Raw genomic sequence first — 19,767 nt, forward strand, 5'->3', positions numbered from 1 at the left:
GTGGGCTTCCGCACCCGGTCCTCGGGAGGACTAGGAGAGCCTCGTGGACCACACCCCGCCGGGCGCGCCCCGGGTGATCATCTGCTACGCCCACGACGACGAGGGCAGGTGGGCCGTCCCGGTGTTGCGGGCGGCGCTGGCCGGTCGGGGCGTCGACGTCGTGACGGACCACGACCTGTCGCGGCTCAGCCCGTCGTCCATGCAGGCGTGGATGGACGTGGAGATCGGCCGCCGGATCGTGCTGTGCTGGCTGTCGCCCGATTTCACGCACGCCTTCACGGACGACGGCGGCCACCCGCCGCGGCTCGGCCTCCGCTACGAGATCAGGGCGATCCGGCAGCGGATCTACTACCACCGGGACGGCGCCGGGTGCCCGGTGGTGCCGGTCGCGTTGCCCGGATTCCGGGCGGAGGAGGCACCGGACACGTTGCGGGCGCTGGAGATCCACCGGTTCGACCCGGCGACCGGCGCGGGCGCGGACCGGCTCGCCGCCCGCGTCGCGGCGCTGGCGGGTGGCGAGCGGGTGCACGTGCCCGGTGTCGAGGCGTACGGGGTGCGGGCGCACGAGAACGGCCGGGAACGCGCGCTCCGCCAGGTGATCCACGACCTGGAGGCCACCGACCCGCGGTCGGGTCAGGCCGTCGCGCTGGTCCGGGAGGTCCTCCGGCTGGCGCGTGGTCCGGGGTGCGACTGCGACCTGCCCAAGGCGTTCCACGCCGGTGAGCGCGTGATCAAGGCGGCCGGTGACATCGCCCTGATGCGCGAGTTCGCCGCCGAGTGCCTGAGGGTTCTGCGTGCCGAGCCCAGGGTGCGTGCCGACTGCGAGCTGGAGGCGAACGTGATGGTCTGCGCCCAGGGCTGGCACCTCCAGCGGGAGGGCAGGCTGTGGGAAGCGCTGCGCGTCACCGAGGACGGGGTGAAGATCGCCGAGCGGCACCAGGACCGCCGGACGGCCGCGCTCGGGCTGCGGCGACTGGGGAGCATCAGGCAGGTGCTCGCCCACGCGACCCGGGGCGTCGAGCAGAAGCACAACCTGGAACTCGGCGACGAGGCCGTGCTCAACGCCCAGCGGCTGTTCGCCGCGGTGCACGGCAAGCGTGGTCGGGAGGTCGGCGTGTGCCTCACCATGCGGGCCCGTGCCCAACTCGGCCGGTTCGAGCTGCTGGGCGACATCGACGGGCGGGTGCGGGCCGGTGAGCTGGCGTTCCGCGCCAACGCCGTGCTGATGCCCGCGCACGGGTCGGACTACTACGACCTCCTGCTGCTGTTCGCCGAGATCGCCCTCGCGAACAAGCGCTACCAGGCGGCGAAGGACCGGCTGAACCACGTGATCGAGCTGATCGGCGCACCCGCGACCGCGCCGGTGTCGGAAGTGCTCGGCCACGCGCTCCGCACCCGCGCCCGCGTTTTGGTGGCCCGCGGCAACCGCCCCGACGCCGCGCACGACCTGCGGCGGGCGTTGGAGATCTACACCGGCCTGGGGCAGGAGCCGGCCGCGGCCGGGTGCCGGTGGGCGCTGGTCAAGCTGGATCCCGCGGCCACCACCACCTACAAGCTGTCGAACGCCGACGTGAACGCTTTGGAGGAGGCGACGCCCGACGCCGGCAAGCGGCTCGGCGCGCTCAAGCTCGCGGAACGCCTGGACGAGCAGGGCTTCCCCGGCCGGCCCCGCCTGCGGCCCGACTGGTCGTTGTTGGTGGAGCGGTTGGACGAGGAGCACTAGGGCTGCTCGCGAAGCCGGGGCGCGGCCTCCGCCGGTGCGGGGAGGACGGTGGTCGGGTGGGGCTCTGACTTTCAGGCAGGCTTCCTGAAAGTTTCGTGGGGTGGCGGCTTCCGGGGTCACGCTGGCTGGCGTGGGGGTGGTGGGGTGGGGCGTTAATTTTCAGGCAGGCTCCCTGAAAGTTCCGCGGGCGGCGACAGCCTTCAGGCACCGCCTCCGCGGTCCGGCCCCGGGGCTGCCGGGACGCGGATCGGGATCGGGTCGGCGAGTGCCGCGACCGGGGTGGGCTCCCGCGCGAACCCGGTCGCGGCGACTCGTCCCGGCCGAGCCGGGTGGGGCGTCAGGCGCGTGCGGGACCGGCCACCAGGTCGCTCAACCGGACGACGGTGAACTCGACCTGGGACTGGCCCTCCTCCCAGTTGGCCACGACCGAGCAACCCTCCTCCGCCATGACGTCCCCGGTCGACCGCAGGTAGAGCAGGCCGCTGTCGCCGTCGCCGCAGTAGTGGGCGAGGTGGGCGCGCAGACCGGGGTCCTCGACCGCCTCCAACGCCTCCGCCCACTCCTCGGCCGCCTCACCCTCCAGCGGCAGGACGTCGGCCGGCCCGTCGCCGAGGGTCAGCGCCACCCGCATCGCGTCCCACAGGGTGCCGTCCGAGACGAGCCTCGGGTAGGGCACGTACCAGCGGCCGGTCCACGTGTCGTCGGCGAGGTCTACGCCGTGCCGCTCGGCCAGCACCGCCAGGTCGCCGCCACGCACCAGCCCGCCGCCGAACGACGCCCCGGCCAGGTCGGCGGCGAACGCCGCGTGCCCGGTCTCCCGCACGTCCTCGAACTCGAAGACCGAGTTGGCCGCGTCGAACCGCGACGGCGGCTCGCCCGCGTCGAACAGCGAGCAGTCCAGCACGACCGGCTCCGCGCCGCGGAGCGCGGCCGGCCGCACCCAGTCGGCGACCCGGTTGTAGCCGAACTCGTCGAACACGTTGCCGCCCACGTACGCGACGTGCACCGCGTCGCCCGGGTGGTCGGACAGGGGGCCGCCGAGCAGGATCTCGAAAGCCCGGGTGAGCTGCCGACGCCAGTTGTCGGGCAGCGGGGATGTGCTGGTCACGCGCGAACCCTAGAGCCCTTCGTGGACCGCCGAGGTGGAATCGCCGATCTCCGGACCGCGGCGCAGGCGGTCGGCGTCGGCTGTCCGGTGTTGTGCCGCGTACAGGGCGACGGCGGCCTGCCGGGCGCCTTCGGCACCCTCCCGGTCGCCGAGCGCCCGGTACGCCGCGGCCAGGTGCTCGGTGACCGTCGCCTCGAAGAACGCGTTGTCCAGCTCCTGGCACAACGCCCGCGCGCGGGTCAGCAGTTCGACGGCCTCGGCGTGCCTGCCGCGCCGCAGCTCGACGGTCCCGAGGTTGTCCATCGCGGCCAGGGCGCCGTTGTGGTTGCCCAGCCCGAGATGTGCCGCCAGTGCCTCCGCGCAGTGCCGCCGCGCCGACCGGAGATCGCCGAGCCCGGCGTGGTGCAGCGCGACCGCGTTGAGGGCGTGCGCCTCGCCGACCGCGTTGCCGGCCTCGCGGTAGGCGGCCAGGGCCCGTGTCGAGTGGGTCAGCGCGTGGCCGTGCTCCCCGGCCACCGACCAGGCCCGCGCCAGGTCGTGGTGGCCGTGCGCCCGAGCCTCGACGTCGCCAGCCGCCTCGGCCGCGTGCAGCGAGCGCTCCAGCCACGTGCGGGCCTCCACCGGTTCCCCGGCGCGGGTCAGGGCACGCCCGAGTTGGCGGTGCGCCGACACCGCCGCGGCGTCACCCAGGTGCGTCGCGGCGGTGACGCCGAGGCGGGACGTCGACACGTTCTCCGCCAGGTGGCCGCGCCGGTAGTGGAAGGTGTCCAGGGCGCGGGCCAGTTGCCAGGCCCGCTCGTGCCGGCCCAGGTCGACCGCGGTCCGGGTGATCGCCAGCAGGTTCTGGTGCTCGGCGGCGAACCACGCGAGGGCCGCCGCGTCGTCCGCGAACCCCGGCACGTCCACGCCGCCGGCCGGCGGCGACCACCGGGCCGCGGTCCGGTGCGGGTAGAGCAGCCCGTCACCCGCGGTCGCGCCGTGCGCGAAGTGGTCGACCAGCCGCCGGGTGGCTTCCGCGCGCTTGTCCGGCACGTCGCGCCGCGCGGACGTGTCGGCGGCGAACAGCCGGACGAGGCTGTGCGTGTGGAACCGGCCGGGCCGGACCTGCCGCACCAGGCTGCGCCGCTCCAGCTCGCGGAGCACCCCGAGCGCTTCCCGGGCGGGCAGCCCCACCAGGCTCGCCACCGCACCGGGACCGGTCTCGGCCGTGGGCAGCAGGCCCATCAACCGGAACACCCGGGCCGAGACCGCGTCCAACGCCTCGTAGGAGCACGCGATCACCGCGCGCAGGCTGGCCGACGGGTCGCCCGCGTCGAACGCGTCGAGGTGGTTCGCGGTCTGCCGGAACTCCTCCACGAGCGCGCTGAGCGGGAACTCCGGGTGCGCGGCCGAGCGGGCGGCGGCGATGGCCAGCGCCAGGGGCAGCCCGGCGCACAGCTCCACGAGCTGCCCCACGGCGACCGGTTCCCGGTCCACCGCACCCGTGCCCAGGCGGTGCGCCAGCAGCTCGCGCGCGGCGCGGTGCGGCAGGACGTCCAGCCGCAGCGTGGCCGCGCCGCGCACGCGCAGCCCGGCCAGGTCGCTGCGGCTGGTCACGACGACCGCGCAGGACGGCGAACCGGGCAGCAGCGGCGTCACCTGGGCGGCGTCGGCGGCGTTGTCCAGCAGCACCGCGGCCCGCCGGTCCGCCAGCAGGCTCCGGTACAGGGCGAGCCGGGCGTCCGGGTCGGCGGGCACCGCCTCGGGCGCCACGCCCAGCGCGAGCAGGAAGCCGTGCGCCACCCGCGCGGGCGGCACGGGCGGCCCCGTCGGGTCGAACCCCCGCAGGTCCGCGTAGAGCTGGCCGTCGGGGAACCGCCCGCTGTTGCGGTGCAGCCAGTGCAGCGCGAGCGTGGTCTTGCCGACACCGCCCGCGCCCTCGACCCCGACCACCGGCGGGTGCGCCCGGTCCCCGGCCAGGGCCGCGTCCAGGCGGGTGATCTCCGCGTCGCGGGCGACCAGCCAGCGCGGCGGCGCGGGCAGGGTGCGCGGGCGCACCGGCCGGCGTTCCGGGTGGACGTGGATGCCGCCGACGACGCTGCCCGCCTGCACGACGGCGCCGACCGACCCGGCCCGCACGTGGTTCTCGGCCGGTTGGGACATGGCGGGTCTCCGATCGGTCGGAGCGGTCGGGTGGCGTTGCTCCGGGACGACCCGCGGCGGGAGCCTGGCCGTGGTCGACCGGGAAGCTCCGCGACCGATGGTGGTCCCGGTGCGTGCCCGAACCCACCGCTGAACGGGTGGGGCAACGGTCGGTCGCCGTGCGCACCGCCGCAACCCGCGACGGGTACCGTCGCGGCGGAATCCGGAGGCGGGGAGTTGGGTGCGGTGGCGGACAGGCTCGACGTGTGGGAGCGGCGGCTCGGCGTTCTCGCGAACCTCGTCCCGTACCTGGCGCTGCTGCTGACGACGCTGCTCTACCTGCTGACCACACCGGCGGACGGCGGCGACCGGGCGCTGACGCTCGGCCTGGTGGGCGCGGCCTGCGCCTGGATGCTGTGGTGGCACGCGCTGCACCCCGCGTGGCACGCGCGCGGCGGCTTCATGACGGTCTTCTTCGCGGGTGTGCTGGCGTTCTACGCCCTGCTGGGCCTGCACGACCCGGTCTTCGGCTTCTACTCGTTCGCGGGGTACGCGTACGCGGCGGACGTCCTGCGCGGGTGGCGGATGTTCGTCGGCGTCCTGCTGAACGCGTTGATCGCCGCCGCTTCGCTGCTGGGCGGTGTGCCGCCGGTCGACCCGGTGGCCATCGCCGTCTACGCGATCATCACCCTGTTCATCGTCACCGTCGCCATGACGTTCACGCTGGTCGGGTACATCACGTCCGAGCAGTCCCGGCGGCGCAAGGAGATGGTGGCCGAGCTGGCGGCCGCGGTGGAGGAGAACGCCCGGCTGCACGCCCAACTCCTGATCCAGGCGCGGGAAGCAGGCGTGTTGGACGAGCGGCAGCGGCTCGCGGGCGAGATCCACGACACCCTCGCCCAGAGCTTCACCGGCATCATCACGCAGCTCCAGGCGGTCGCCGAACCACCACGGCACGTCGGGACGGCGTTGCGGCTGGCGCGGGACGGCCTCGCCGAAGCACGGCGCTCGGTGCACGCCCTGCGCCCGCCGCCGCTGGAGGACGCGAACCTGCCGGACGCCCTGGCCGAGGTCGCGGCGGGCTGGACCGACCAGACCGGCGTGCCCGCGACCGTCGCCACGACGGGCGCGCCCCGCCCGCTGCACCCGGAGGTGGAGGTGGCGTTGCTGCGCACCGCCCAGGAGGCGTTGTCCAACGTGGCGAAGCACGCCGCCGCGTCCCGCGTCGGGCTCACCCTGTCGTACATGGAGGACGTGGTGACCCTGGACGTGCGTGACGACGGCACGGGTTTCACCGCGGGGCAGCCGACCGACGGCTACGGGTTGGTCGGGATGCGGCAGCGGGTGGTCCGCCTCGCGGGCGCGCTGGAGGTCGAGTCGGAACCCGGTGCCGGCACGGCCGTGTCCGCGTCCGTGCCGGCGATCCCGGCCGAAGTGGCGCGCTGATCCCGCACCCGCGCCGCCGGTTCGGGTTACGCGCCGAGCAGGCCGGCGACGGACCGGCCGACCGCGGTCAGCTCGGTCGTCGCCGCGGCGCGGTCGGGGCCGAGGTAGGTCACCGTGGTGAGCAGGTCGCCCCGGCTCAGCAGCAGTTCGCACTCCACGCCGAGTTCGTCGCGGAAGCACACCGAGAACTGCGCGTCGCCGCCGAGCGCGGGCAGCGCCAGCTCGCCGTCCACGGTGTGGCTGCCGCCCGCGTACTGGAACGTGCCGCAGTCCAACGACTTCCGGGCCAGCGCGACGGTTTCCGCCGCCGCACCGCCGGGCGAGTACCCGATGACCCGCTGCACGAGCTGCGAGCGGTTGGCGGTGTTGAGCCAGCGGTGGAGGTCGCGGGCCGTCGACATCGAGCGGTCGGTCGCCAGCTCGGTCGGGCACATGACGGTCGGGTACCTGTCGACGCCCGCTTCGTCCTCGTTGGACCGGTACCCGAGGGAGGCGATCACGTCGTCCGGCACCCGCGCCTTGGTGACGCGCTGCCGCGCCGAACCCGCGTCGCCGGGCGCGGACGTGGCGGCCGGCGGCGCGGCGGGCGCGGCGGAACAGCCCGCGAGCAGCAGCAGTGCGAGGACGTAACCCCCGAGTCTCATGGGCGCGCACAGTACCAAGTGGACCGGCGGCTAGTAGTCCACCCGGTCGGCCCGCGCCAGCCACGCCGCGAACGGCGCGTCGTCCTCGCCCGTGGAGATCCGCTCCACCGGCAGGTCCCACTCCGCGCGGGGCTTGCCGAACAGGTCGTGGAACGCGCGGTCGTCGAAACCGGCCGCCGCGGCGTCGTCCCGGTCGGCGGCGTACACCACCCGGTCCACCCGGGCCCACAGCGCGGCCGACAAGCACAGCGGGCACGGCTCGCACGACGACACCAGCACGCACCCGGTGAGGCGGAAGTCGTTCAGCGCGCGGCAGGCGGCGCGGATCGCGACGACCTCGGCGTGCGCGGTCGGGTCCAGGGACGGCGTGACCTGGTTGGTGCCGGTGGCGATCACCTCGCCGTCCTTGACGACCACCGCGCCGAACGGCCCGCCGCCCTCGGCGACGTTGCCGGTCGCCAGGTCGATCGACGCGCGCAGCCAGGAGTGGACGGAGGTGGTGGGCTCGGTCATGCAGGGGCTCCTCGTGGTCGCTCGGTGGAGGTGATGTGCTCCGGGCGCACCGGCACGCGGTTCAGCGCCCGGCCGGTGGCGGCGCGGATGGCCGCCACGACGGCGGGTGTGGACGAGATCGTGGGCGGCTCGCCGACGCCGCGCAGGCCGTACGGCGCGTTGGGGTCGGCCAGTTCGAGCACGTCGATGCGCATCGGCGGCATGTCCAGCGCGGTCGGGATCAGGTAGTCGGTGAACGACGGGTTGCGCACCACGCCGCCGGTCGTCCGGATCTCCTCCATCACGGCGAGCCCGAGCCCCTGCGCGGTGCCGCCCTGGATCTGGCCGAGCACCGCCTGCGGGTTGAGCGCCCGGCCGACGTCCTGGGCGCAGTCCAGCTCGACCACCTTCACCAGGCCCAGCTCCACGTCCACGTCGACCACGGCGCGGTGTGCCGCGAAACCGTACTGGACGTGGGCGTTGCCCTGACCCGTCACCGGGTCGATCGGCTCGGTGGGCCGGTGCCGCCACTCCGCGGTCTCGTCCACCACCTCGTCGCCCAGCAGCGCGGCGAGGTCGTCGACGTGGCGCCCGGCGGCCAGTTCGGCGAGCCGCGCCTTCACCGCGGCGCACGCGGCCCGCACCGCGCCACCCGTCACGTACGTCTGCCGGGACGCGGATGTCGAGCCCGCGCTGCCGATGGACGTGTCCATGGGCAGCACGGTCACGCGCGTCACGCCCAGTTCGGTGCGCACGATCTGCTGCACGATCGTCACCAGCCCCTGGCCGACCTCGCACGCGGCGGTGTGCGCGAGCGCCACGGGTTCGCCGCCGACGACCTGGAGCCGCACCCTGGCCGTGGAGTAGTCGTCGTAGCCCTCGGAGAAGCCGATGTTCTTGATGCCCACCGCGTAGCCGACGCCCCGGACGACACCCTCGCCGTGCGTGGTGTTGGCGACGCCACCCGGCAGGTCCAGCAGGTCCGTGCCGGTCGGCGGCAACGGCTTGTCCCGCACCAGTTCCAGCAACCGGGCGACGGGCGCGGCCGAGTCGACCACCTGGCCGGTCGGCATCGCGGAACCCTCGGACATGGCGTTGGCGATCCGCAGGTCCACGGGGTCCATCCCGAGCGCTTCGGCGAGTCTGTCCATTTGGGACTCATAGGCGAAAGCGGCCTGCACCGCGCCGAAACCACGCATCGCACCGCACGGCGGGTTGTTCGTGTAGACGCCCCACGCGTCGATCGACACGTTGTCCACGACGTACGGGCCGACGCCGAGCGTCGCCGCGTTCGCCACCACCGCCGGTGTGCTCGACGCGTACGCACCGCCGTCCAGGTAGATCCTCGCCTTGACGTGCACCAGCTTCCCGTCGCGGTCCGCGCCGTGCTCGTAGTGCAGGACCGCCGGGTGCCGGTGCACGTGGCCGTAGAAGGACTCCTCGCGGTTGTAGACCATCTTGGTGGGCTTGCCGGTGCGCAGCGCGAGCAGGCAGGCGTGCACCTGCATCGACAGGTCCTCGCGCCCGCCGAACGCGCCGCCGACGCCGGACAGCGTCAACCGCACCAGGGCCGGCGGCAGCCCCAGCGCGGTCGCCACCTGCGCCTGGTCCACGTGCAGCCACTGGGTGGCCACGTACAGGTCGACGCCGCCGTCCTCGGCGGGCACCGCCAAACCCGACTCGGGACCGAGGAAAGCCTGGTCCTGCATACCGACCTCGTACCGGCCGGTGACCACGACCGCGGCCCGCGCGTCCGGGTCGCCGCGCCGGATCGGCACGTGGCGCACCAGGTTCCCGCCGGGGTGCAGCGGCGTGTCGCCCAACGCCGACTCCATGTCCACGACCGGTGTCAGCACCTCGTACCCGACTTTGATCCGCTTCATCGCGCGCAACGCGGTCTCGGGGTGGTCCGCGGCGACCAGCGCGACCGGTTCCCCTTGGTAGCGCACGACGTCTTCGGCCAGCACCGGCTGGTCCGCGCGCTCCAGGCCGTAGATGTTGCGGCCCGGCACGTCCTCGTGCGTGAGGACCGCGTGCACGCCGGGCACGAGGAGCGCGTCGCTCAGGTCGATCGACACGATCCGCGCGTGGGGGTGGGGGCTGCGCAGCGTCGCACCCCAGATCATGTCCTCGTGCCACAGGTCCGAGGCGTACGCGAACTCGCCGCGCACCTTCAGGATCGCGTCGGGGCGGTGCGGGCTCGTGCCGACACCGCCGACCACCGACGTGAGTTCCGCCGGGTTGGGGCTCATCGCACCTCCTGGTGTCACGACCGCGCCCGCCGCGCGGCCAGCCGCACCGCGTCCAGGATCTTCTCGTACCCCGTGCAGCGGCACAGGTTCCCGGCCAGCGCCTCGCGGATCTCCGGGTCGGAGGGGTCCGGCACGCGGGCGAGCAGGTCGTGCGCCGCCACCACCAGGCCGGGCGTGCAGAACCCGCACTGCACCGCGCCCGCCTCGATGAACGCCTCCTGCACCGGGTCCAGCGCGCCACCGTCGGCGAGCCCCTCCACGGTCCGCACCTCGCGGCCCTCCGCCTGCCCGGCCGCCACCAGGCACGCGCACACCGGCACGCCGTCCAGGTACACCGTGCAGGAACCGCACTCGCCCTGCTCGCAGGCGTTCTTGGCGCCGGGCAGGCCGAGCCGCTCGCGCAGCACGAACAGCAGGCTCTCGCCCTCCCACACGTCGTCCGCGCGCCGTGGCACGCCGTTCACCGTCACGTTCACGCGCATGGCCGGCCCCGTCCGGTGTACCCCTGCCACGCCCAGTCCAGCGTGCGGCGGGCGAGCACGGACAACGCGTGCCTCCGGTACGCGGCCGTGCCCCGCACGTCGTCCACGGGGCTCGCGGCGGCGGCGACCAGCTCGCCGAACCGCCGCCGCGTGGAGTCAGGCAACGGTGTCGGCGACTCCCACTGGTCGCCGGCGCCCAGCTCGTCGGCCAGGAAGTCCTCGGCGGCGGTCGCGCGACGCGGTGTCGGCGCGGCGCTGCCCAGGGCGGCCCCGACCCGGCCCGTCGCCGGGTGCAGGGCGATCGCGAACGAGCACACCGCGATGACCATGGCGTTGCGGGTGCCGACCTTGGCGAACTGCTGGGGCGCGCCGGTTTCCGGCACGTGCACGGCGGCGATCAGCTCGTCCGGCGCGAGCGCGTTCCGCTTCACGCCCAGGTAGAAGTCGGTGGCGGGGATCATCCGCGTGCCGCGCGTCGACACCGCCTCCACGACCGCGCCGGTGGCCAGCAGCACCGGGTGGGCGTCGCCGGCGGGCGAGGCCGCGCCGAGGTTGCCGCCGACCGTGCCGCGGTTGCGGATCTGGGGCGACCCGACCGAGCGGGACGCCGTCGCGAGCGCGGGCAGCCGACCACCCAGCTCGTCGATCACCCGCCGGTACGGCACGCCCGCGCCGAGCCGCACCGCACCCGGCACCGCGGACCAGTCACGCAGCTCGGCGATCCCGGTGAGGTCCAGCAACGCGTCCGGGCGGCGGTGGTCGAAGTTCAGCTCCACCATCACGTCCGTGCCGCCCGCGATGGGCACGGCCCCGGGCCGTTCCGCCTTGAGCGCCAGCGCCTCGGCCAGGGTGGCGGGGCGGAGGAAGTCCATCAGCTGCCCCGGTAGGTCGAGTAGGCGAACGGGGACAGCAGCAGCGGCACGTGGTGGTGCTCGTCCGGGTCGGTGACCAGGAACGAGAGCACCACCTCCGGGAAGAAGGACGACACCGCGCCGGTCTCGAACACCAGCCGGTACACCCCGGCCGTCGCGGACGGCCAGCCCGTGATCCGGCCGTCGTCGTCGGTGCGGCCCTCGGCGACGGTCCGCCCGCCGTGCTCCAGGCGCACGGCCATGCCCGCCGCGGGCACGCCCACCCCGGCGTCGAGCACGTGGGTGCTGATCGTCACCGCGCCTCCCTCCGCGCGTGATCCAGTACACCGGTCGCGCGGGCCGGCCGGCAACGGTGGCGCCACCCGAAACCGGGGCTCCTCCACCGGGTCGTTTCGTGCTTTCCTACAAACACGGTCCAACGATGGAGGCGCTGGTGCTGCTGGTGCGCGACCTGCTGCGGATGCCGGAGCTGCGGCTGCGGGCGGTGGTCGGCGAGGAGTGGTTCGAGCGGCGGGTGACCGGCGTCTACGGCACCGAGCTGCCGAACCCCGCGCGGTACCTGTCCGGCGGGGAACTGGTGCTCTCCGGGCTGCTCTGGCTGCGCTCGGCCGACGCGTGCGAGGTCTTCGCGCGTGCGCTCGCGGAACGCGGCGCGGCGGCGCTCGCGGCCAGCGCCGCCGACGTGGGCGAGCTGCCGGAGGCGTTGCTCGCCGCCTGCCGCCGGCACCGCGTGCCGCTGCTGGAGGTGCCCGCCGACCTGTCGTTCGCGGCCATCACCGGTCGGGTCGCGTTGGAGCTGGCCGCCGAGCGGGTCGGCGACGCGGGCGCGTTGCTCGGCCACCACCGCCGGCTGCTGACCGTCGTCGCGGACGGCGGCGGCGTGGAGGAGCTGATCACCGCGGGCGCGGCCGAGCTGCGTGCGCCGTGCCGGGTGCTGGCCACCACGGGCCACGTCGTCGCCGGGCCGCCGCTGCCGGACCCGGCCGGGCTGGTCCGCGAGTTCTTCCAGGCCGAGCGGCTGCCGAAGGTCGTGCGGCGCACCACGGTGCTGCCGATCGCCGAGCGCGGCGGGTCGCGCCTGGCCGCGTGGCTGCTCGTGGTCGACGGCGACCGCGTGCACGACGAGGTCGCGGCGGAGCTGGCCAGCCTGGTCGCCGTGGAGCGGGCGCGGGTGGTGCAGGGGCGCGGCATCGCCAACCGCGCCGCCGGGCCGCTGCTGCGCGAGGTGCTGTCCGGTACCGGCGACCTGGCCAACCGGGTGGCCGCCGTGGGCTGGGACCCGACCGAACCGCTGCGGGTGCTCGCCGCGTCCGCGTCCGACGGGCGGACCGGGCCGGTGGCGGCGTTGCTGGCGGAGGTGCTGGCCCCGATCGCACCGCACGCGCTGGTCGGCGCGGTCGGCGCGGAGGTGTGGGCGGTCGCGCCGTCCGGCGCGGCGTGGGTGGAGGCCGTGCGGTCGGGCTTGCGGACCGCCGCACCCGGCCTCGGGTCCACGCGGGTGGCCGTGGGCGTCTCCTCACCCGCGCCGGCCGCCGGTCTGCGCGGCGCGGCGGCCGAGGCGACCCGCGCGCGGCGGCTGGGCGAGCGGCGGCCGGGTCGGACGTCGGTGGTGGCGGGGGAGGAGATCGCGTTCCACCAGCTGCTGCTGGCGGGCGTGCCGGAGGAGCTGCGCGCGTCGCTGCGGCGACGGGTGCTCGGGCCGGTCCTGGACTACGACGCCGAGCACGGCTCGGACCTGGTCGGCACCCTGCGCGTCTTCCTGGACCGCGGCGGCTCCTGGACACTCGCCGCCGCCGAGCTGCACGTGCACGTCAACACGCTGCGGTACCGGGTCGGGCGGGTCGCGGAGCTGCTGGGCGCGGACCTCTCCGACTTCGCCGTCCGGGTGGACCTGTACCTGGCGCTCCAGGCGGGCTGATACTGGGAGCGCGGCCACCACTCCGCCGCGACCGGTGGCCCCGGGCCACCTCGCCGAACGTGTGGCACGCCGTGCGCCCGCCGGTCGGGGATGCGGCAGGCGCACGACGTGCCGCCGTCGCGGTGTACCGGCTTCGGGGCGGTTGGCCCGCAACGGTTCCACGACCCGAAGGCGCGGATCCCCGCGGTATCGCGGATCGCCCGGTGCCACACCGACCGGATGGTGGGCGTTGTCGTCTCGTTATCCCCCGGGCTCGCCGGGCGGGTGCTCCACGCGCTACTCCGGTGGTGGCCGCCGCGCAGATCGCGAACGGACAACAGCTAAGGAGTGGTCATGTCACGCATCCCCGCGGTGTTGGCCGCGGTCGTCGTGGGACTCTCGCTCACGACCGCCGCGCCCGCCACGGCCGAGGGCGCGCACCACCCGTTCCCCACCGAGTTCCCGCTGCCGGACGGCTTCCGGCCCGAGGGCATCGCCATCGGCACCGCGCCGACCGCCTACTTCGGCTCGCTGGCCGACGGCGACCTGTACCGCGTCGACCTGCGCACGGGCCGGGGCGAGGTGTTCAGCCAGGGCCCCGGCACGTCGTCGGTCGGCCTCAAGATCGACCACCGGGGCCGGTTGTTCGTGGCCGGCGGCGGCGCGGGGGACGCACGGGTCGTCGACTCCCGGAATGGAGCGATCCTCAAGTCCTACAAATTCCCCGGCACCGGGGCGTTCGTCAACGACGTCGTCGTCGCGGATGACGGCGCGTACTTCAGCGACTCCAGCAAGGCGGTGCTCTACAAGATCGCTTTCGGGCGGCACGGCGAGTTGCCCGACGCCGCCACCGCGATACCGCTGACCGGTGATTTCGTGCTCACCCCCGGCTTCAACGGCAACGGTGTCGCACGCACACCCGACGGGAAAGCGCTGTTGCTCGTGCAGAGCAGCACGGGTCAGTTGCACCGGGTGGTCGACGGCGTGACCAAGGTCGTGGACCTCGGTGGGGAGAAGCTCACCGCCGGTGACGGCCTGCTGCTGCGCGGACGCACGTTGTACGTCGCGCAGAACGCCCTCAACACGGTGGCCGTCTTCACCCTCGACAGGGCCGGTACCAGCGGAAAACTCGTGAGCAAGATCACCGACCCGCGGTTCGACGTGCCGACCACGGTCGCCGCGTACGGTGACCGGCTGTACTTGCCGAACGCCCGGTTCGGCACGACGCCCACGCCGACGACGCCGTACAAAGCCGTCGCTGTGCCCAACAGGTGAAACCACAGGGGGCCGATGGGCGCAAAGTTCACATCGGCCCCCTGTTCCCGCCATCACTCGGCTGGGTAACCTCAGTCGCGTCGCGCCAGTGATCGCTGTCTCTTCGTAATGATGATCTTATAGTGTTACCGTTCCGTGGCCGATCGGGTGACGAGGAGGCGGCGCTCCTAGTGCTGCGTCGGACCAGCCAGACCAAGCGGACGAGTTCACGAGGCTGCGGAGCACTGTGAAGCAGAAGAACAAGGCGGAGACGAACCAGAAGACGATCCGCTCCCGGCTCACCGGCGTGGTGGTGGTGCCGAGCGTGGTCCTGCTGGTGATGTGGTTGGTCTTCTCCTCCTACACCGTGTTCGACGGCTTCTACACCCGCGCCGTCGCCGTGAGCGTCAAGGACGCCTCCATCCCGGCGGTGAACGCGTTCGTCGCCGTCCAGCGCGAGCGCCAGCTCGCCATGACGGCGCTCAGCAGGCGCAGCCCGGACCTCACCGACCTGCACGAGCAGCAGCGCGTGGTGGACGAGACGACCGGCACCATGCGCACCGCGTTCGAGGAGGTGTCCGGCAACGCGCCGGACGAGGTCAACGCCAAGATCGACGAGCTGAACGCGCTGCTCGCCGAACTGCCCCAGCGGCGCGCCGGCATCGAGTCCGGCAAGGTCGACAAGGACGCCGTCTACGGCTACTACAACAGCGTCGTGGACGCGGGCACCGCGTTGTTCGGCACGCAGGCCCGGATCGTGCCGGACGCGGTGGCCTCGCAGGAGGGCATGACCGCGACCGACCTGTTCCGGGCCGCCGACTGGATGTCCCGCGCCTCCTCGGTCACCTCCGGCGCGCTGGCCTCGGGCCGGCTCAGCCCCGAGGACCTGCTGGAGTTCGTGAACCTGGTCGGCTCCTACCGGTCGCAGCTGGCCACCACGACGCCGTTCGCCGCGGAGAAGGTGCGCGACGAGTACCGGGCGCTCACCGGGTCCGACAGCTGGCGCGGGCTCTCCGAGCTGGAGAACCGGCTGATCTCCACGCCGGGCGCCGAGGTGGCGCTGGACGAGTGGCAGGCCGTCGCGGGCCCGGTGTCCGAGCGGATGGTGGACCTGGCCGTCCACCAGGCGTCGAGCGCCGCCGACACCGGCCTGGAGCGCGGCAACAACCGGTTCGTCACGGTCCTCATCGGCGCGCTCGTCGCGCTGGTCGTGGTGCTCGGCGGCATCGTCTTCGCCGCCCGGATCTCCAACCGCCTGGTCAACCGCGCCCTGATCACCCGCCTCGCCGCGTTGAAGAAGGACTCCCTCGCGCTGGCGCACGAGCGGCTGCCCGACATCGTGGACCGCCTCCGCGAGGGCAAGCACGTGGACGTCGAGGTCGAGGTGCCGCCGCTGGACTACGGCAGCGACGAGATCGGCCAGGTGGCCGACGCGTTCAACGCCGCGCAGTACACCGCCGTCGCCGCCGCGGTGAAGGAGAGCCAGGCGCGCGAGGGCGTGAACCGGGTCTTCCTCGACATCGCGCACCGCAACCAGGGCCTGGTGCACCGCCAGCTCAAGATCCTGGACAAGCTGGAGCGCGAGGAGGAGAACCCCGACCAGCTGGACGCGTTGTTCCAGCTCGACCACCTCGCCACCCGCGCACGCCGCAACGCCGAGAACCTGATCATCCTCGCGGGCGAGCAGCCGGGCAGGCAGTGGCGCAAACCGGTGCGGCTGCTGGACGTGCTGCGCGCCGCGGTCGCCGAGACCGAGCAGTACGTGCGGGTCAAGGTCAACCCGGTGCCGGAGACGGCGCTGGTCGGCGCGGCCGTCGCGGACACCATCCACCTGGTCGCCGAGCTGGTGGACAACGCCACCGCGTTCTCGTCGCCGCGCTCCCAGGTGCAGGTGCACGCGAGCGAGGTGCCGCAGGGCATCGTGGTGGAGATCGAGGACCACGGCCTGGGCATCAACCCCGAGGACCGCGAGCAGCACAACGCGATGCTGGCCGACCCGCCGGAGTTCGACGCGATGCGGCTGCGGGGCGAGTCCCGGCTCGGCCTGTTCGTGGTGGCGCGGCTGGCCGCGCGGCGCGGCATCCACGTCGAGCTGCGCGAGTCGCCGTACGGCGGGACGCTGGCGCTGGTCCTCATCCCGTCCGCCATCGTCGCGGGCCCCAACGCCGCCGTCGAACCGGCGGAGACGCGCGAGCTGCCGCGCCGCACCTTCCCAGACGACACCGTGATCCCGGAGCAGGGCGACGACTCAGTGCGAGACGCCAGGTTTCCCGACACCTCCCGCGAGCTGGAGGGCTTCTGGGCCCAGGCCGAGGCCGCGGCCAACCAGCGTTCCGTTCCAGCGGACAAGAGACTGAACGCCGATCCGGACCTGCCGCAGCACAGCGGCGACCTGAACCTGCCGCAGCGCAAGCGGACCACCGACTGGCCGGCGGAGGACCCGGCCGCGAGCGCGCCGGACCGACCGGAGCTGCCCCGCCGACGGCGCCAGCAGAACCTCGCGCCGCAGTTGGTGCGCAACGATTTCCACCCTTCGCCCGAACCGCTCGCCGAGGGCGACGTCGAGCAGTCCGCCGAGCGGGTCCGCGACGGCCTGTCGGCGTTCCAGCGGGGTACCAAGGACGCCCGCCGCTCGAACGACGCCCTCGAACCCTGACCAGCAGCAGTGGCCGGACGACTGGAAACCGGAAAGGCAACGGCGATGAACGACATGACCAGCCAGCACAACGAACTGAACTGGTTGTTGGAGGACCTGGTCGGCCGTGTGGTTGGTGCGCGGCACGCGGTGGTGCTGTCCGCGGACGGTCTGCTGCTCGGCCGCTCACCCGGGCTGTCCAAGGACGACTCCGACCACCTGTCGGCCATGGCGTCGGCGTTCCAGAGCCTGGCGCGCGGCACGGGGCGGCACTTCGGCGGCGGCGCGGTGCGGCAGACCATCGTGGAGATGGAGCACGCCTACCTCTTCGTCACGGCGGCGGGCCACGGCGCGTGCCTCGCGGTCCTGGGCGAAGAGGACTCCGACATGGGGATGATCGCCTACGAGATGAACATGCTCGTGAAGCGCGTCGGCACCTACCTGTCGTCCGCGCCACGCGGCACCGCGGCGGCCTTGCCCACGGCTCGCAGGACTTCCTGATGGCCGGCCGCGAGGACTGGTGGTACGACGAGGCGGCCGGGCCGCTGGTCCGCCCGTACGCGATGGTGCGCGGCCGGACCCGCCCGCTGCGGCCGGAGCTGCACCTGGTGACCCAGGTGCGCGCGATGCCGTCCCCCGCGGACCCCGATGCGTTGTCCGTCGAGCACCTTGAGATCATGGAGCTGTGCCGGCGACCGCTGTCCGTGGCGGAGGTCGCCGCGTACCTCGACGTGCCCCTGGTGGTCGTCAAGGTGCTGTTGAGCGACCTCATCCAGCGCGGTGACGTCGTGATCCGAGACCCCTCCCGCGTCCCGCAAGTGCCGGACCGGAACCTGTTGCAGGCAGTGCTGGATGGTGTCCGTGGAATCTGAGCGACCGGGTGGGGAACTGCTCGTACCCACCCCAGTCAAGATCGTCATCGCCGGCGGCTTCGGCACCGGCAAGACGACGATGGTCAACGCGGTCAGCGAGATCCCACCGCTGCACACCGAGGAGCTGCTCACCGAGGCGGGTGTGGGCGTCGACGACGTCCTGGGCCTGGAGCAGAAGGAGACCACCACGGTGGCCCTCGACTTCGGGCGCATCACGATCAACCCGGAGGTGGTCCTCTACCTGTTCGGCACGCCCGGCCAGAACCGGTTCTGGTTCATGTGGGACGAACTGGCCTACGGCGCGATCGGCGCGGTGATCCTGGTGGACACCCGCCGGCTCGACTCCAGCTTCCCGTCCATCGACTTCTTCGAGCGGCGCGGCATCCCGTTCATCATCGCGGTCAACTGCTTCGAGGGCGCCCACCTGTACGAGGTGGAGGAGGTGCGCCGCGCGCTGGACGTGGAGAAGGGCATCCCGCTCGTGCTGTGCGACGCGCGGGACCGGGAGTCGGCCAAGACGGTCCTGGTGAACCTGATCCAGCACACCATGGACCGCCTGGACGCGATGGCCTGACCGCCGGCGCGGATGTGATCGCCGACGTGATCACCCCCGCCGCGCGGTGAGCACACCCCGGCGGCGCTGCGCGCGCAGCGCCGCCAGGTAGGTCGCGAAGTCCACCTGCACCGAATCGGCCGCCGTGGTGCCGTACCGCGCCCGTGCGGCCTTGAGGTGCGCCTTGACCTCCTGGCGCATCACCCGTTCGGCCGGCAGCTCGGCCGTGCCCTCCACCAGGTCGGCGATCCACTCCGCCTGCGCCTCCACCAGGCGCGTGATCGCGCCGAACGGCCGGATCAGGCCCGCGAAGTACAGGCCCGGGTGGGCGGGTGGCACCACCCGTTGGTAGAGCGCGACCTGCCCGGCCGGTTCGAACACCCATTCGGACGGCAGGAACGGGAATTCGATCCGATAACCGGTGCAGTAGACGAGGTCGTCGACCTCGGCCGCCGAGCCGTCGACAAAATGTAGCGAGCCGTTCACGATGCGCTCCACCGCGGGCTTCACGACGAGTGCGCCGTGGTTGATGCGGCTGAGCAGCTCGTCGGATATGGTGAGCGCTCCGCCGAACACCCGGTGGTCCGGCTCGGCGAGCCCGTAGTCCGTCAGCCGCCCCCTCATCAGGCGCAGCAGCAGTTCGATGAGGCGGCGTTGCTCGGGGAACGCCAGGCGGGCCCACCAGGGGGCCGAGGCAATTTCGTCAATCGGTATCCCGAGCATTGTCTTGGGTACCACGTGAACGCCTCGGCGTTGCACCACAATAGTTTTCACGGCCACCCGGGAAAGCTCCACGGAAATGTCCGCGGCGGAGTTCCCGAAGCCGATGACGGCCACCCGCCTGCCCGCGTGCGCCGCCGGTCCGGAGTAATCGAACGAGTGCGTTCTGCGACCGGTGAACGTCTCGTCGCCGGGCAGCGACGGCACCTTCGGCGACCAGTGGTGGCCGGTCGCGACGACCACGTGGCCGTACGCGTGCCGTTCCCGCGCCCCGGTTCCGTCACGGGTCGTCACGAGCCACGTGCCGTCCGGTCCGCGGTCCAGCGCCTCGACTTCCACAGTTGTCCGGACCAGATCCGTCACGCCTTTGTGATCGGCGTAACTTTGCAGGTAGGAGGCCACCTGGTCGTGGCGGGGGTAGCGCGGGAAGTGGTCCGGCATCGGGAAGTCGGAGTAACCGGTGATCTTCGCCGAGGTGTTCAGGTGGAGCGACCGGTAGGCGGGTCCCGGTTCCGGCGGATCGGGGTAGCGCCACAGCCCGCCGACGCCGGCGGACCGTTCCAGAACCGTGACCGGGAGACCCCTGGAATGGAGCGTTCCGGCGACCGCCAGCCCCGAGATGCCCGCGCCGATCACACAGGTGTGATCATGGATGGGACGTTCGGGGTATTGACTACCGGCTGTTTCGCGCACTAG

At 73.3% G+C, this 19,767-nt stretch carries 17 protein-coding genes; 8 read left to right on the forward strand and 9 right to left on the reverse strand.

The annotated features are described in order from the left end of the window. The first annotated feature begins 43 nt into the window (after positions 1-43). A complete protein-coding gene (locus KZQ38_RS10295) occupies positions 44-1,723 on the forward strand; it encodes a hypothetical protein (RefSeq protein ID WP_219440560.1) in 1,680 nt (559 codons plus the stop codon). 337 nt (positions 1,724-2,060) lie between these two features. Here the strand turns inward: KZQ38_RS10295 and KZQ38_RS10300 are convergent, their stop codons facing one another. Both KZQ38_RS10300 and KZQ38_RS10305 read right to left on the reverse strand, forming a co-directional pair. Then, positions 2,061-2,831 carry a hypothetical protein gene (locus tag KZQ38_RS10300; RefSeq protein ID WP_219440562.1) on the reverse strand — a complete coding sequence of 257 codons (771 nt, stop codon included), beginning with the start codon at positions 2,829-2,831 and terminating at the stop codon, positions 2,061-2,063. A gap of 9 nt (positions 2,832-2,840) precedes the next feature. Beyond that, a complete protein-coding gene (locus KZQ38_RS10305; RefSeq protein ID WP_219440564.1) occupies positions 2,841-4,973 on the reverse strand; it encodes a tetratricopeptide repeat protein in 2,133 nt (710 codons plus the stop codon). A 225-nt stretch (positions 4,974-5,198) separates the two neighbouring features. Here KZQ38_RS10305 and KZQ38_RS10310 point away from each other — a divergent pair, with 225 nt between their 5' ends. Further along, complete coding sequence (locus KZQ38_RS10310; RefSeq protein ID WP_308258333.1) at positions 5,199-6,398, forward strand: sensor histidine kinase; 1,200 nt, start codon at positions 5,199-5,201, stop codon at positions 6,396-6,398. Positions 6,399-6,424: 26 nt separating this feature from the next. Here KZQ38_RS10310 and KZQ38_RS10315 read toward each other — a convergent pair whose 3' ends face one another. Genes KZQ38_RS10315 through uraH form a run of 6 tightly spaced genes read right to left on the reverse strand, consistent with a single transcriptional unit; the run spans position 6,425 to position 11,436 of the window. Beyond that, positions 6,425-7,042 (reverse strand): hypothetical protein, encoded by a 618-nt coding sequence (locus tag KZQ38_RS10315; protein WP_219440576.1) that lies wholly within the window; start codon positions 7,040-7,042, stop codon positions 6,425-6,427. A 30-nt stretch (positions 7,043-7,072) separates the two neighbouring features. Beyond that, entirely contained in the window at positions 7,073-7,555 is a 483-nt protein-coding gene (locus KZQ38_RS10320; RefSeq protein WP_219440578.1) for a nucleoside deaminase, read from the reverse strand. After that, positions 7,552-9,786, reverse strand: a complete 2,235-nt coding sequence (locus tag KZQ38_RS10325; protein WP_219440580.1) for a xanthine dehydrogenase family protein molybdopterin-binding subunit — start codon at positions 9,784-9,786, stop codon at positions 7,552-7,554. The genes KZQ38_RS10320 and KZQ38_RS10325 overlap by 4 nt, the downstream gene beginning before the upstream one ends. A gap of 14 nt (positions 9,787-9,800) precedes the next feature. Next, a complete protein-coding gene (locus KZQ38_RS10330) occupies positions 9,801-10,268 on the reverse strand; it encodes a (2Fe-2S)-binding protein (RefSeq protein ID WP_219440582.1) in 468 nt (155 codons plus the stop codon). Beyond that, positions 10,259-11,140 (reverse strand): FAD binding domain-containing protein, encoded by an 882-nt coding sequence (locus KZQ38_RS10335; protein ID WP_219440584.1) that lies wholly within the window; start codon positions 11,138-11,140, stop codon positions 10,259-10,261. Before KZQ38_RS10335 ends, KZQ38_RS10330 begins: the two co-directional genes overlap by 10 nt. Beyond that, positions 11,140-11,436: a hydroxyisourate hydrolase gene (gene uraH / locus KZQ38_RS10340; protein ID WP_219440586.1), complete on the reverse strand. Its 297-nt coding sequence runs from the start codon at positions 11,434-11,436 to the stop codon at positions 11,140-11,142. The genes KZQ38_RS10335 and uraH overlap by 1 nt, the downstream gene beginning before the upstream one ends. Positions 11,437-11,561: 125 nt before the next feature. Between uraH and KZQ38_RS10345 the strand changes: the two genes are divergently transcribed. The 6 genes from KZQ38_RS10345 to KZQ38_RS10370 all read left to right on the forward strand — a co-directional run bounded on the left by KZQ38_RS10345 (position 11,562) and on the right by KZQ38_RS10370 (position 18,372). Continuing rightward, a complete protein-coding gene (locus KZQ38_RS10345; protein WP_257901180.1) occupies positions 11,562-13,058 on the forward strand; it encodes a helix-turn-helix domain-containing protein in 1,497 nt (498 codons plus the stop codon). A 333-nt stretch (positions 13,059-13,391) separates the two neighbouring features. Further along, the gene (locus KZQ38_RS10350; protein ID WP_219440588.1) at positions 13,392-14,312 is read left to right on the forward strand and encodes an SMP-30/gluconolactonase/LRE family protein; all 921 of its coding nucleotides are present in this window, start codon (positions 13,392-13,394) and stop codon (positions 14,310-14,312) included. Positions 14,313-14,538: 226 nt separating this feature from the next. Further along, positions 14,539-16,947 (forward strand): sensor histidine kinase, encoded by a 2,409-nt coding sequence (locus KZQ38_RS10355; protein WP_219440590.1) that lies wholly within the window; start codon positions 14,539-14,541, stop codon positions 16,945-16,947. Between the two features lie 45 nt (positions 16,948-16,992). Continuing rightward, the gene (locus KZQ38_RS10360; RefSeq protein WP_219440592.1) at positions 16,993-17,427 is read left to right on the forward strand and encodes a roadblock/LC7 domain-containing protein; all 435 of its coding nucleotides are present in this window, start codon (positions 16,993-16,995) and stop codon (positions 17,425-17,427) included. Continuing rightward, positions 17,427-17,798: a DUF742 domain-containing protein gene (locus KZQ38_RS10365; protein WP_121007672.1), complete on the forward strand. Its 372-nt coding sequence runs from the start codon at positions 17,427-17,429 to the stop codon at positions 17,796-17,798. Before KZQ38_RS10360 ends, KZQ38_RS10365 begins: the two co-directional genes overlap by 1 nt. After that, complete coding sequence (locus KZQ38_RS10370; protein WP_219440594.1) at positions 17,779-18,372, forward strand: GTP-binding protein; 594 nt, start codon at positions 17,779-17,781, stop codon at positions 18,370-18,372. Before KZQ38_RS10365 ends, KZQ38_RS10370 begins: the two co-directional genes overlap by 20 nt. Positions 18,373-18,402: 30 nt before the next feature. Here the strand turns inward: KZQ38_RS10370 and KZQ38_RS10375 are convergent, their stop codons facing one another. Further along, positions 18,403-19,707, reverse strand: a complete 1,305-nt coding sequence (locus KZQ38_RS10375; RefSeq protein WP_219440595.1) for a flavin-containing monooxygenase — start codon at positions 19,705-19,707, stop codon at positions 18,403-18,405. Between the last annotated feature and the right edge of the window lie 60 nt (positions 19,708-19,767).

Origin of the sequence: Saccharothrix obliqua (assembly GCF_019375475.1) — a bacterium.
GTDB lineage: Bacteria > Actinomycetota > Actinomycetes > Mycobacteriales > Pseudonocardiaceae > Actinosynnema > Actinosynnema obliqua.

Bases quoted from the DNA above. Each gene is read 5' to 3' on its own strand.
- KZQ38_RS10360 (WP_219440592.1), top strand. From the start codon at position 16,993: ATGAACGACATGACCAGCCAGCACAACGAACTGAACTGGTTGTTGGAG.
- KZQ38_RS10335 (WP_219440584.1), bottom strand. From the start codon at position 11,140: ATGGACTTCCTCCGCCCCGCCACCCTGGCCGAGGCGCTGGCGCTCAAG.
- KZQ38_RS10365 (WP_121007672.1), top strand. From the start codon at position 17,427: ATGGCCGGCCGCGAGGACTGGTGGTACGACGAGGCGGCCGGGCCGCTG.
- KZQ38_RS10370 (WP_219440594.1), top strand. From the start codon at position 17,779: ATGGTGTCCGTGGAATCTGAGCGACCGGGTGGGGAACTGCTCGTACCC.
- KZQ38_RS10305 (WP_219440564.1), bottom strand. From the start codon at position 4,973: ATGTCCCAACCGGCCGAGAACCACGTGCGGGCCGGGTCGGTCGGCGCC.
- KZQ38_RS10345 (WP_257901180.1), top strand. From the start codon at position 11,562: ATGGAGGCGCTGGTGCTGCTGGTGCGCGACCTGCTGCGGATGCCGGAG.
- KZQ38_RS10320 (WP_219440578.1), bottom strand. From the start codon at position 7,555: ATGACCGAGCCCACCACCTCCGTCCACTCCTGGCTGCGCGCGTCGATC.
- KZQ38_RS10350 (WP_219440588.1), top strand. From the start codon at position 13,392: ATGTCACGCATCCCCGCGGTGTTGGCCGCGGTCGTCGTGGGACTCTCG.
- KZQ38_RS10315 (WP_219440576.1), bottom strand. From the start codon at position 7,042: ATGAGACTCGGGGGTTACGTCCTCGCACTGCTGCTGCTCGCGGGCTGT.
- KZQ38_RS10325 (WP_219440580.1), bottom strand. From the start codon at position 9,786: ATGAGCCCCAACCCGGCGGAACTCACGTCGGTGGTCGGCGGTGTCGGC.
- KZQ38_RS10330 (WP_219440582.1), bottom strand. From the start codon at position 10,268: ATGCGCGTGAACGTGACGGTGAACGGCGTGCCACGGCGCGCGGACGAC.